Raw genomic sequence first — 13,288 nt, 5'->3', positions numbered from 1 at the left:
GACGCACAGCGGCCCCGGCCCCACCAGACCCACCACCGAGGGGATCCACGACGATGACCGTCACCGAGCCGATCGTTCGGCCCGGACCCGACGCGCCGCCGCCCGCGCCCGCGCCGCGACCACCGGAGGAAACCCGCGTGGCACTGCGCCGCGTGGCCCCCGACGACATCGGCGTCGCACTCGGCGCCGCGGTCGCCGGCGCGAGCCTCGCGTGGGTGCTGTACGGGCGGATCCTGCCGGTCGCCGGCTGGCAGGGCTACCTGATCACCGCCTACGCGAGCTTCCTGCTGCTGTACGCGATCGCCACCCGCATGCGCCTGGACAAAGTGGCCGCCAGTGACCGGGTGGCCGGCGCGGTGATCTCCACCGGCGCGGCCCTGATGGTCGGCACGGTGGTCACCGTCATCGGCTACGTCTTCGTCAAGGGCTTCGGCCGGATCCTGCACGCCGACTTCTTCACCGCCACCCAGCGGCACTTCAGTGCGCTCAGCGCCGACGGGGTCGCGGTCGGCGCCGCGCACGCCATCGTCGGCACGTTCGAACAAATGGGCATCGCGATCGTGCTGAGCGTTCCGCTCGGGGTGATCGCCGCCATCTACATGAACGAGGTCGGCGGCCGGTTCGCCGTGGTGGTGCGGGTGGTCGTGGAGGCGATGACCGCGATTCCCTCGGTGGTCGCGGGCCTGTTCGTCTACGCCTTCTTCGTCATCTCGCTCGGCCAGGGCTTCTGCGGCCTCGCCGCCGGCCTGGCACTGTCGGTGGAAATGATGCCGGTGGTCACGCGCGCCACCGAGGTGGTGTTGCGCCTGGTGCCCAACGGGCTGCGCGAGGCGTCGTTGGCACTGGGCGCGGGGGAGTTCCGCACACTGTGGAACGTCGTACTGCCCACCGCCCGCAGCGGCCTGGTCACCGCCGTCATCCTCGGCTGCGCCCGCGTGGTCGGCGAGACCGCGCCCGTACTGCTGGTCGCGGGCGGCGGCGCGGGGATGAACTGGAACCCCTTCAGCGGTGTGCAGACCTCGCTGCCGTACTTCATCTGGGTGAACTACAAGTCGCCCAGCGACGAGCTCAACTCCCTCGCCTGGGGAGCCGGCGTGACCTTGCTCCTCATCGTCCTCGTGTTGTTCTCGCTCGCGCGCCTGATCGGCGGTCGCGCCCCCGGCGAGTCCGGTCGTCGCAAGCGGCGGCGCTCCACCGCCGTCGCCAAGTCCCTCACCCCGGAGCCCACTTCATGACCAGGATCACGCGCCTGCCCGGGCGCCTGCTACGGCTGGCGATCGTGTCCGCGCTTGCCGTCCCCCTGCTCGCCCTGCCGACCGGCACCGCCTCGGCCGCCGCCACCGGTATCCACGGCAGCGGCTCCACCTGGAGCTCGCCCGCGACCATGCAGTGGGCGGCCGACGTCGCCGCCCGCGGCCTCGCGGTCGACTACACGCCCAACGGGTCCACCGCCGGCCGCACCGACTTCATGAACCACCTGGTGGACTTCGCGGTCTCCGAGATCCCGTTCCAGGGGAACTACGTCGACCGCACCGGCGCGGCCACCAACGAACTCGCGGCCCTGGCCAACTCGAACACCAAGTTCAAGTACCTGCCGATCGTCGCCGGCGGCACCTCGTTCATGTACAACCTGAAGATCCGCGGTCAGCAGGTCCGCAATCTCCAGCTGTCCCCGCGCACCATCGCCGGAATCTTCACCAATCGCATCAGGGTGTGGAACGACCAGGCGATCAAGGCCGACAACCCGGCGCTGTCACTGCCGGCGACCCCGATCACCCCGGTCGTGCGATCCGACGGCTCCGGCACCAGCGCCCAGTTCACCGCGTTCTTGACCAACCAGGTCAACGACGTCTGGCGACCGTTCTTCCCCGGCGGAATGACCTCGGAGTTCCCGGTCAAGGGCGCGACCAAGGCACAGGCCGGTTCCGAAGGCGTGGCCAACTACGTGGCGGCGGGGTACGGCGAAGGCGCGATCACCTACGTCGAGACCGCCTACGCCATCCAGCGTCAATTCCCGGTGGCCTCGATCAAGAACGCCGCCGGCGTCTACACCCAACCCACCTCGGACGCGGTGTCGATCGCACTCACCAAGGCCCGGTTGAACCCGGACAGTACGCAGATCCTGGACGACGTCTACACCAACCCGGATCGGCGCGCCTACCCGATCTCCAGCTACAGCTACATGATCGTGCCGGCCGCCAAGCAGTTCTCCTTCGACGAGTCCAAGGGCGAAACACTCGGCAGGTTCATCAAGTACTTCCTGTGCGCCGGGCAGGGGCAGGCACCACGACTGGGCTACTCACCGCTGCCGCCCAAACTGGTGAGCTTCGGCTACGACGCCATCAAATCGATCCCCGGCGCGCCGGACCCGGGCGCGCTGCCGGCGAACCTGAACAAGCCGACCAAGGCGGAATACGACGCCTGCCCGAACCCGACCTTCGACCCGGCCTGGGTGCCGCCGGACCAGAAGAACCAGCAGCAACAGCAACAGCAGAACCCCGCCGGCGGGGGGAACAACCAGAACAACGGGAACGGCAACGCAAACGGGGACGCGAACGGGGACGCGAACACCCCCAAGCCCGGTGACACGCCCGGTGCGGCCACCCCCGGTGGTCAAGGCCAGGACGGTACGGGCGGCGCCACCACCGACCAGGGCACCGGCGAAGTCTTGGCCGGCGGCGACAAGTCCGGCTCCGCCGGGCCGGTCAGCGCAGGGTCGGTGGAGGCCGGCGACTCGCCACCGCTGCCACCGGTGTGGTTCTACGCACTCACCCTGGTCTGCCTGGCCGCGGCGGTGTTCGGTGCGCCGTTCCTGTACAGCCGCCTCGGCCGAGGGCGTGGTGGGCCCGATGTCGGTTGAGTCGGGTGGCCGGGAGATGTCCGGTCCGTGCGCCGCAGACGAACTTTCGAACATCGTGCCGGTTTCGGCTCCCCCGGCACCGCCGCGCCGCGCGAGGATCGGCGCGGGTCGTCCGCGCCGGGAGACGAACCCGAATGCGAGTGAGAGAAGTGGAGTTGCCGTGAGCGGCATCGAACGATCCACCACTTCGCAAGGCCGGGCGCTGACCGTCGCCGGCGTCCTCGCGTTGTGCGTCGCGCTGCTCTCGGGATGGCTGAGCGTGGTCGCCGCCGGTTCGGCCGCCGCGGCCGAACCGGGCCGCCCGACCGTGACCGTGTCGCAGAGCACGAACCTGGTGAACCAGCGAATCCTGGTCAAGTGGACCGGATTCACCCTGGCCGCCGACACCAACGCCGTGGTCGTGATGCAGTGCAAGGGCACCGCGCCCAAGCCCCGGGACTGCTGGGCTCCGCGCTGGACGCGCAACGGTGAGGAGATCGGTCAGCCCGACGGGTCCTCGCCGGGAGCGGCCACCAAACAGACCGGACTGCCCACCGCCGCAGACGGGTCCGGGCAGGTGTGGCTCCAGGTGCGGCCGGCCCTGCGGTTGACCGAACTGGGCTGCACCGACCGGCAACTGTGCTCGGTCGTGGCGTTCGTGATGCCCGCCGACGGAAGCACCGTCTCCGCGTTCCGGCCGAAGGCGAACATTCTTCTGGGCGAAGGCTTCGGGCCTTTGGACACCGACATGGATCTGGCGTTCGCCGCCGGACAGGCCGCGGTGACGCCACTGTCGTTCGTACCCGCGCCCGACGTCTGCCCCGGCATGGAGCACCCGGACCTGTCGGTCAACGGTGCCGGCGAGTTCACCCAGGCGGGCGCCTCCTGGGTGTTCGGGCTGTGCACCGCCCGAACGAACACCGTGAACATGACGGTGAGCGCCGGCTCCGGACCCAGCGGTCGTGAGGTCTTCCTCAGCGACGGAGTCGACATCGGGGTCACCCAGCAGCCCATCGGCGGCGCGCTGGATCAGGCCAGACCGGTGGCGCTGGCGGGCATCCGGGACAAGGCCAAGACCGTGTACGCGCCCTTGACCAACGGCGCGTTGGCCTTCTCGTTCAACATCGACGACACCCGAACGCGGCTACCGATCACGTCGATGAACCTCACCCCTCGACTGATCGCGAAGCTGATCACCGGCGCCTACCAGGCCGCGCCGCACGGGCCGAACGCGATCGTGTATCTGGCCAACGACCCCGAATTCAAGGCCATCAACGAGGCCCGCAACTGGCCCCTGGACCTGCGCACGCCGATCCTGCGCGGCGTCCAGGACGACACGATCTGGGCCCTGACGTCGTGGCTCGCGTCCGATCCGGAGACCGTTACCTGGCTCTCCGGCACACCCGACGCCAACGGCGTCGTGTGCCCGCCGGACTGGCGGATCGGCAAGGCGAACTACCCGCTGGCGGTGTACACCAACCGGCTGGAGATGCTCACCAACACGAACGTGCCGCAGACCGTGTACGAGGACATCGTCAACCGGCTCGGCAACTCGATCCCGACCAACCGCACCATGACCGAGACCGGCCCCAAGGACATCGGCCAGGACAAGTACGGCTACCACAACGTCATGGCGATCACCTCGGTCGAGGCGGCCGCCCGCATGGGCACTCCGGTGGCCAAACTCCGCAACGCGGCGGGCAACTTCGTCGACCCGACCGACCCCGCGACCGTCCGCTCCGGCCTCGCCGCCGCCAAACCCGGGCCGGACGGGGTCACGCTCACCAACGACTACCGCAGCACCGTGGCCAACGCCTATCCGCTCACCATCACCAACGTGGCGATGGTCTCCACCGACAAGCTCACCGCCGCCAAGGCAGGCAAGATCGACGCCTTCCTCGCCTACGCGGCAACCGCCGGTCAGGTGCAGACCGGCACCTTCCAGCCCGGTGCACTCCCGCCCGGCTACGTCCCACTTGGCGACGCGCAGAAGCGGCAGATCACCGACGCCCGCAAGAAGATCGCCGACGCGCCCAAGTGGACCGGCGAGACACCACCGCCCACCACCGCACCGGTCGACCAGGGCAACAACGCCGCCGGTTCGGCGGGGACCGGCACCGGGAACAACAGCGGCCCGAATACCCCGAGCCCGGCCGACCCCACCGGCGCCCCGACCGCGGCGCCCTCGGCCTCGCCCTCCACCGCCCCCGTCGGCGCAGCCGCCCCGCCCGCCGACAAGGGCCCGTTCCCCCCGGTCGCCAACCTGATCAAGGACGCACTCGACGGCGACCCGTCCGCGGTCGTACTGCTGGTGCTGATGTGCGTCAGCGGCGCCGCGCTGATCGCGTGCCCGGTACTGCTCTCGCTCGGACACAAGCGCCGCACCGGCGGATGGCCACCACCGGTGGCCGCCGTCCTGCGCCTGATCAATCGCCAGGGGGCCGCCGCATGACCGCCGACACCGTCGCCAAGGTGCCCGCGACCGTGCCGGCGCCCGCACCCGCGACCGAACAGGCGCCCGCGAGCGCGCCCGCAGGCGCCGGCGGGCAACCGCCGGCGACCGCGGGCAAGCCCCGCACGGGGCGCGCGGACCCGTACACGATCGCCGGCGCCTCGGTCGCCCTGCTCGCCCTGCTCATCGCGGGCTTCGTCGGCTACCTGTACGTCGTCTCCGACATCCAACAGGCCCGCGACCAGAGCATCCTGGCCGACCGGCTCTCCGACGAGCTCTACCGCGACATCGGCCCGCTCGGCGGCAACATCGACAAGGGCAACCCGGTCGCGATGCTGCGCATCCCCGCGATCGGCGTGCGCCAGGTCGTGGTCGAGGGCACCACCGCGGACTCGCTCGCCAAGGGACCCGGACACCTGCGCACCAGCGGCCTGCCCGGCCAGGGCGGGCACAGCGTGATCATGGGCCGCTCGCATACCTTCGGCGGCCCGTTCCGGGACCTCGCCGAGCTGCGCGTCGGCCAACGCATCGAAGCCACCACCCAACAGGGCGAGTTCACCTACAAGGTGATCGAGCGCCGGCACGTCGCCAACGGCAAGGACGACGTGCTCGCGCCCGGCCGGGAGAACCGGCTCGTACTGATCACCGCCGACTCGTGGATCCGCCCCGGCGGACGCACCGTCGTCGTCGCCGAACTGCAGGGCGCCCCCAAGGCCCAGGAGGGTCGCCGTCCGCAAGGTCTACGCGCGGACGAGAAGGGCACCGGCGGCTACGCGGACGCCGGCGTGCGGCTGCTGCTGTGGGCACAGGCGTTCACGCTCGTGCTCGTCGTCCTGGTCTGGGCGCTGCGCCGCCATCCCGATCGCCGAGTCACGCTCCTGCTCGGCACCCCGGTCGTGCTCGCCGTCGTGTGGGCACTGTACGAATCCGCCGCTCGCGTACTCCCGGCGACGCTCTGACGCCGGTTCTCCTCCCGTCCCACTCCACACCCCGGAGGCTCCGCACGTGACCAGCCCGGACAGCGGTGCGACGACTCTCGCCCCCGCAGCCCAGACCCAGCCCTTACCGGCTCAATCCGTCGGCGGGCGTGGCTCGACGCTCACCGCGGAGGCCGTCAGCGCCTGGTTCGGCACCCACAAAGTGCTCGAACGCGTCGACCTCGTGATGGCGGCCAACTCCGTCACGGCCCTGATCGGACCGTCCGGCTGCGGCAAGTCCACCTTCCTGCGCATCCTCAACCGGATGCACGAACTCGTGCCCAGCGCGCAACTCGCCGGCCGGGTCCTGCTCGACGGCGAGGACATCTACGACTCCACCCGCCGCCCGATCGAGACCCGGCGACGGGTGGGGATGGTCTTCCAAAAGCCCAACCCGTTCCCGGCGATGTCCATCTACGACAACGTGGTCGCCGGCCTGAAGCTGACCGGCGTGCGCAACGCCGACAAGGACGCCGTCGTGGAGTCCTCGCTGGTGCGGGCCGGCTTGTGGATGGAGGTGAGAAACAGGCTCAGGCAACCCGGTGGCGCGCTCTCCGGAGGCCAGCAGCAACGTCTCTGCATCGCCCGCTCACTGGCGGTCGACCCGGACGTGCTGCTCATGGACGAGCCGTGCTCGGCGCTCGACCCCACCTCCACGCGGCGGATCGAGGACACCATCGGCGAACTGCGCGACGACATCACCATCGTCATCGTCACCCACAACATGCAGCAGGCCCAACGCGTATCCGACCACTGTGCGTTCTTCCTCGCGGCGGAGAACACCCCCGGCCACATCGTCGAGGCCGGACCCACCACCGCGATCTTCGGCGCACCCCGCGACCCTCGGACGGCCGACTATGTCGCCGGTCGCTTCGGATGAGTCGCGGGCCCCGGACGGCACGCCGGAACGGCACGCGCGCTACGACGTCCACCTGGACGCCGAACAGCACGTGCGGTGGCGGCTCATCGCCCCGAACGGCCGCGTGCTCGCGCGGTCCGCTCGGGGCCATGTCACGGCGGGGGCCTGCCGTATCGAGCTGGACCGGCTGCGTCGCCGGGTGGTCGACCTCGTGCCCGTCATCGGACGGGCCACGGGCGCGCCGGGCTGGTTCTGGAGCGTGGCTCTCGAACCCAGCGCGCCCGTCGCGTTGTCGGCCCGCACCTACGAGCGCCTGGAGAGCTGCCAGGTGTCCTACGAGAGATTCGTCCGCCTGCTGACCGTCACCGAGCCCGACGACTGGTGACCCGGGCCGCGCGCCCGCCGCGATCGCGACGATCGTGGCGGCGCGCCCCCGCAGTGGACTCTCCCGTCACGGGAGGGGGCACCGTGGTCGGTCGGAGGTGATGAGGATGTTCCTCGGCATCGGAGACTTCGCACGCGCCACCGGCCTGACCGTCAAGGCGCTGCGCTGGTACGACGAACAGGGCGTGCTGGTGCCCGCGGACGTGGATCCGCACACGCGCTACCGCCGCTACACGGTCGGCCAACTCGAACAGGCGGGCCTGGTCCGCGCGCTGCGCACCGCCGGCGTACCGCTCGCGGCCATCCGCACCGCGATGCGTGAAGGCGGCTCCCCGCACGAGGCGCTGCGCGCGCGGCGGGAGGCGGTCGTGACCGAACGGGCGCGCGAGGACCGAGCCCTCGCGACGGCGGAGCGGGTGCTCGCGGGCGCAGGTCTCGACTACGACGTGCACCTGCGCACGAGCCCGTCTCGGGCCTGGGTCGGCGTGATCGAGTACGTCGTGTTGCCTGCGGACGCGGACCCGGTGATCGCGGACCCGGACGGTACCCCCGTGGACGCGGACGTCGCGATCGAGGCCGCCCTCCTCGACGTGTACGCGAGCCTGCACGCGGATGGCTTCGCGCCCACCGGAGCGTTCTGGCTGGACCTGGGGCGCCCCGCAGACGACGCCGGCGCCGAGGTCGGGCTGTGCGTGCCGCTCGCCGCGCCGGTACCCGAGGGCTGGTCCGTTCCCGGCCGACGGACGATCGCCGGCACGCGCCCGGCCGGCCGCGAACTGACCACCGAACACGTGGTCACCGACGACGACCCCGACGACGGCACGGCCGTGCATCCGGCGTTCGCTGCGCTCGTGCGGGCCGCCGCTGAGCGGGACTTGTCGATCGACCTGGGCACCCTGCGGCAGCACTGCCCGCGAGAGGTCGAGGGTAGCCCCGGGAGCGGAAAGGGGGTCCCGGGGAGCGGGACGGGGACCCGCACGGTGGTGGAACTGTCCGTCGACGTCGACGAGTGAGGGCGCCAACGAAGGGTGCACCGGCCGGCGTGCCGGAGGGCTTGCGGGTGGGCGCACCGGCGAGCGCGCCGTCGGAGGGCGTGCCGGCGGGTGCGCCATGGGAGTATCGGGGGCTTGCCGGAGGAGGGATCGGCGGGCGTACCGGAGGACGCGTCGGAGGGCGTGTCTGCGGGCGTGTCGGCGGGCGTGTCGGCGGGCGCACGTCGGTGAAAAGCGATCGTCGGCGACCGTGTGCCTGGCACATAATCGGCCTGGTGTTCCTGACCATCGCAACCACTCATCAGCCCGCCACCGACCTCGGCTTCCTGCTGCACAAGCACCCCGGGAAGGCGCAACGGTTCTCCACGACCTACGGCGAGGCACACGTCTTCTACCCCGAGGCGGACGACGCGCGCTGCACCGCGGCACTCCTGCTCGACGTCGACCCGATCGCGCTCACGCGCGGGGTCAAGCGGGGCAAGGGTGCCAAGGGCTCGCCCGACCTGGCGCTCGCGCAGTACGTCAACGACCGGCCCTACGCCGCGTCGTCGCTGCTCGCGGTCGCGCTCGGCACGGTCTTTCGCACCGCGATGCAGGGCCGCTGCGACGCGCGCCCCGAACTTCCCGCGCTGCCGATGCCGTTGGAGATCGAGGTGCCCGCGCTGCCCGCGCGCGGTGGCGAGGAGATGGTCCGGCGGCTGTTCGAGCCACTGGGATGGCAGGTGACGATCGAGCCGATTCCGCTGGACCCGCGCTTCCCGGCGTGGGGTGAATCGCGCTACGTACGGCTCGCGTTGACCGGCACGATGCCGCTCGCGGACGCGCTGCGGCAGCTGTACGTACTGCTCCCGGTCCTGGACAACGCGAAGCACTACTGGGTCGCGCCCGACGAGGTGGACAAGCTGCTCCGCGCCGGCGAGGGCTGGCTGTCCGCGCACCCGGATCGCGACCTGATCGCGAGCCGCTACCTCTCGCGTCGCCCCACCCTCACCCGCAGCGCGATGGAGCGCCTCGCCGAGATCGACGAGACCGCCCCGGAGCACCTCGACAACGCGATACCGGACGACGGCGGCGAGGACGCGGAGACGGACGAGGACGCGAGTGCGGTCGCGGGCGCACGTGCGGGCGCAGGCGCAGGCGTGACGCCGGTGGGCGCGGACGCAGGTGCGGAGGTGACGTCTGCGGGTGTGGCTGCGCCTGCGGGTGCGGCGCCGAGGCGTGCGGTGGGAGCGGTGGCGACCGAAGGTATGTCGTCCGCGCCCGCGCCTGCGACTGGCGGGACTGCGGGTGCGCCGGCGACCGGGGGACCTGCGGCTGCGACCGGGGGACCTGCGCCCGCGGCTGCGAGCGCGGTCGACGGCGCTGAGCCTGTGACCGCGGTCCTTGCGACCGCGCCGGCGACCGGCGACGGGGCGATCGCGGGTGCGGACGCAGGTGCGGGTGTGGACGCGCGGCCGCCGACGCTCGCCAGGCAGCGGCGGGACGCGATCCTGGCGGCCCTGCGGGCGGCCGGGGCCGAGCGCGTGCTCGACCTGGGCTGTGGCGACGGCAAGTTGATCGGGGCGCTGCTTCGGGAGCCGCGTTTTCGCGAGATCGTCGGCGTCGACGTGTCCACCCGCGCGCTCACCATCGCCGAGCGCAAGCTCAAGCTCGCGCGGATGTCGGAGCGGCAGCGCGATCGGGTGCGGCTGATCCAGGGGGCACTGACCTACACCGACCAGCGGCTCGTCGGCTACGACGCGGCCGTGCTGTGCGAAGTGATCGAGCACGTGGACGAACCACGCCTGCCCGCCCTCGAATACGCCGTCCTCGGCTCGGCCCGGCCGGCGACCGTCGTGGTCACCACCCCCAACGTCGAGTACAACGTCCGCTACGCCCCCGAGGAAGTGGGCGGCGAAGGCCTCGCGGCCGGCGCCATGCGGCACGGTGACCACCGCTTCGAGTGGGACCGCGCCACGTTCCGCGCGTGGGCCGGACAGGCGGCGGCCAAGTACGGCTACGCGACCCGATTCGAACCGGTCGGCGAGGTCGACCCCGAGGTCGGCCCCTCGACCCAGATGGTCGTGTTCACCCGTACCGAAACCGACGACGCCGGCATCCCGCCCGCCCGCGACACATTCGCATCCGCAACCCTCCCCACCGCCGACGACGAAGGCACCGGAGCAACGGCATGACCCACGACGCGAGCACCCGCCGTGCATTGACCATGCCCGACCTGTGCCTGGTGGTCCTGATCGGCACCACCGGGGCGGGCAAGTCGACCTTCGCCCGCACCCACTTCAAGCCCACCCAGGTGCTGTCCTCCGACTACTTCCGCGGACTGGTCGCCGACGACGAGAACGACCAGTCCGCCTCCGGCGACGCGTTCGAACTGCTCCACCATGTCGCCCGGATGCGCCTGGCATCCGGCCGGCTGACCGTGGTGGACGCGACCAACGTGCAGCGCGAGGCCCGCGCGCAACTGGTCAAGGTCGCCCGCGACCACGACGTGTTTCCGGTCGCGATCGTGCTGGACATCCCCGAGGCCGATTGCCAGGCGCGCAACTCCGCGCGCCCGGACCGGATGCACCTGCCCCCGCAGGTGATCCAGCGTCAGCACCGGGATCTGCGCCGATCGTTGCGCGGTCTGCAACGCGAGGGCTTTCGCAAGGTGCACGTACTCTCCGGCGTGGACGAGGTGGCACGCGCCGAGATCGTGCACGAGCGCCGATACAACGACCTGCGGCACCTGACCGGCCCGTTCGACGTGATCGGCGACATCCACGGCTGCCGCGCCGAGTTGGAATCGCTGCTGGTCGAACTCGGCTACGGAATCACCCGCGACGAGGCGGGGCGGCCGGTCGACGCCGCACACCCCGAGGGCCGGACCGCCGTGTTCGTCGGCGACCTGGTCGACCGCGGACCGGACACCCCGGGCGTGCTGCGCCTGGTGATGGGCATGGTCGGCGCGGGGCACGCGCTGTGCGTACCGGGCAACCACGAGAACAAGCTGGTGCGCGCGCTCAAGGGCCGACAGGTCAAGGCCACCCACGGACTCGCCGAGTCGCTCGAACAACTGGCAGCGGAAAGCGAGGAGTTTCGCAGGGAGGTGGTCGACTTCTGCGAGTCCCTGGTCAGCCACTACCTGCTCGACGAGGGCAGGCTCGTGGTGTGCCACGCGGGGCTGCCGGAGAAGTACCACGGTCGGATGTCCGGGCGAGTGCGCAGTTTCGCGCTGTACGGCGACACCACCGGCGAGACGGACGAGTACGGCCTGCCGGTGCGCTACCCGTGGGCCGACGAGTACCGGGGCAAGGCGACCGTGGTCTACGGCCACACGCCCACGCCGCGCGCCGTGTGGGTGAACAACACGATCTGCCTGGACACCGGCGCGGTGTTCGGCGGCGACCTGACCGCGCTGCGCTGGCCCGAGCGCGAACTGGTCGCGGTGCGGGCCGAACAGGTCTGGTACGAGCCGATGCGACCGATGGCCTCGCAGGCCCCGGGTGGTCGCGACGGGCGCACTCTCGACCTGGGCGACGTGCTCGACCTGAGCCCCGGCGGGGTCGGTCGCCGGCATGTCGAGACGGCCGGCGCGGGCATGGTGACGGTACGCCAGGAGAACGCGGCGGCGGCGCTGGAGGTGATGAGCCGGTTCGCCATCGACCCGCGCTGGTTGGTCTACCTGCCGCCGACGATGGCGCCGTGCGCGACCAGCACGCTGCCGGGGCTGCTCGAACATCCGGCGCAGGCGTTCGCGCAGTTCCGGGCGGACGGGGTCGCCAAGGTGATCTGCGAGGAGAAGCACATGGGCTCGCGGGCGGTCGCCCTGGTGTGCCGGGACGAGGCCGCCGCGCGCGAGGCGTTCGGGGTGGACGAGGGGATGGGCGCAGGCGCGGTGTGGACTCGCACCGGGCGCGGCTTCTTCCCCGACCGGGCCACCACCGACGGCTTCCTGGACCGGCTGCGCGGAGCGATCGACGCCGCGGGACTGTGGGCTGAGCTGGACACCGACTGGTTGCTGTTCGACGCCGAGCTGATGCCGTGGTCGGCCAAAGCGCAGGAACTGCTGCGGCAGCAGTACGCCTCGGTGGGTGCGGCTGCGACCTCCGCGCTGCCGGTCGCCGGCGCCGCGCTGGCGCGCGCACTCGAACGCGGGATCGACGTCGGCGAGTTGGCCGACCGCATCAGGGGCCGCGAGGCCAACGCACACGCCTTCGTCGACGCGTACGGCCGGTACTGCTGGGAGACCGACGGCCTGGAGGGACTGCGCTTCGCACCGTTCCAGGTGCTCGCCGGGCGCGGCGGGTCCTACCTGGGCCGGGACCACGCATGGCATCTCGCGCTCGCCGACCGACTGGTGGCGGCCGACCCGTCGGGGCTGCTCGCACCGACCGGCCGGCTGATCGTGGACGTCACCGACGACGAGCAGGTCACGGCCGGCGTCGAGTGGTGGACCGAGCTGACCGCCGCCGGCGGCGAGGGCATGGTGGTCAAGCCGCTCGCGGGCGAAGCCGCACGGGCGACGAACCGTCGGGTGCAACCGGGGGTCAAGTGCCGGGGCCCGGAATACCTGCGGATCATCTACGGCGCCGACTACACCGAACCGGTGAACCTGGAGCGGCTGCGCAATCGTGGTCTGGGCCACAAGCGCTCGATGGCGCTGCGTGAGCATGCGCTGGGCGCCGAGGCGCTGGACAGGCTGGCGGCCGGCGAGGCGCTGTGGCGCGTGCACGAGGCGGTTTTCGCCGTCCTGGCACTGGAATCGGAGCCGGTGGACCCCAGGCTCTGAGACCGCGTCACCTG

The 13,288-nt window shown here is 71.5% G+C and carries 9 protein-coding genes; all 9 read left to right on the top strand.

Annotation, left to right across the window (positions count from 1 at the left end):
* Positions 1-53 precede the first annotated feature (53 nt).
* The 9 genes from pstA to ACIBM5_RS22550 all read left to right on the top strand — a co-directional run bounded on the left by pstA (position 54) and on the right by ACIBM5_RS22550 (position 13,274).
* Positions 54-1,235, top strand: coding sequence for a phosphate ABC transporter permease PstA (gene pstA / locus ACIBM5_RS22590; protein WP_391581716.1), 1,182 nt, complete (start codon positions 54-56; stop codon positions 1,233-1,235).
* Positions 1,232-2,860 carry a phosphate ABC transporter substrate-binding protein PstS gene (gene pstS / locus ACIBM5_RS22585; RefSeq protein ID WP_396008478.1) on the top strand — a complete coding sequence of 543 codons (1,629 nt, stop codon included), beginning with the start codon at positions 1,232-1,234 and terminating at the stop codon, positions 2,858-2,860. The genes pstA and pstS overlap by 4 nt, the downstream gene beginning before the upstream one ends.
* A 160-nt stretch (positions 2,861-3,020) precedes the next feature.
* The gene (locus tag ACIBM5_RS22580) at positions 3,021-5,291 is read left to right on the top strand and encodes a hypothetical protein (protein ID WP_396008477.1); all 2,271 of its coding nucleotides are present in this window, start codon (positions 3,021-3,023) and stop codon (positions 5,289-5,291) included.
* Positions 5,288-6,250 (top strand): sortase, encoded by a 963-nt coding sequence (locus tag ACIBM5_RS22575; RefSeq protein ID WP_396008476.1) that lies wholly within the window; start codon positions 5,288-5,290, stop codon positions 6,248-6,250. The genes ACIBM5_RS22580 and ACIBM5_RS22575 overlap by 4 nt, the downstream gene beginning before the upstream one ends.
* A 181-nt stretch (positions 6,251-6,431) precedes the next feature.
* Positions 6,432-7,148 carry a phosphate ABC transporter ATP-binding protein gene (locus ACIBM5_RS22570; RefSeq protein ID WP_355529637.1) on the top strand — a complete coding sequence of 239 codons (717 nt, stop codon included), beginning with the start codon at positions 6,432-6,434 and terminating at the stop codon, positions 7,146-7,148.
* A complete protein-coding gene (locus tag ACIBM5_RS22565) occupies positions 7,126-7,512 on the top strand; it encodes a hypothetical protein (protein ID WP_355529452.1) in 387 nt (128 codons plus the stop codon). The genes ACIBM5_RS22570 and ACIBM5_RS22565 overlap by 23 nt, the downstream gene beginning before the upstream one ends.
* Before the next feature lie 106 nt (positions 7,513-7,618).
* Positions 7,619-8,524, top strand: a complete 906-nt coding sequence (locus ACIBM5_RS22560; RefSeq protein ID WP_396008475.1) for a MerR family transcriptional regulator — start codon at positions 7,619-7,621, stop codon at positions 8,522-8,524.
* A 254-nt stretch (positions 8,525-8,778) separates the two neighbouring features.
* The gene (locus ACIBM5_RS22555) at positions 8,779-10,677 is read left to right on the top strand and encodes a 3' terminal RNA ribose 2'-O-methyltransferase Hen1 (protein WP_396008473.1); all 1,899 of its coding nucleotides are present in this window, start codon (positions 8,779-8,781) and stop codon (positions 10,675-10,677) included.
* Entirely contained in the window at positions 10,674-13,274 is a 2,601-nt protein-coding gene (locus ACIBM5_RS22550) for a polynucleotide kinase-phosphatase (RefSeq protein WP_396008472.1), read from the top strand. Before ACIBM5_RS22555 ends, ACIBM5_RS22550 begins: the two co-directional genes overlap by 4 nt.
* Positions 13,275-13,288: the final 14 nt, after the last annotated feature.

The organism is Embleya sp. NPDC050493, from assembly GCF_044458105.1.
In the GTDB taxonomy this organism is placed as follows: Bacteria; Actinomycetota; Actinomycetes; order Streptomycetales; family Streptomycetaceae; genus Embleya.
This window is presented reverse-complemented; position numbering and strand designations above follow the sequence as displayed.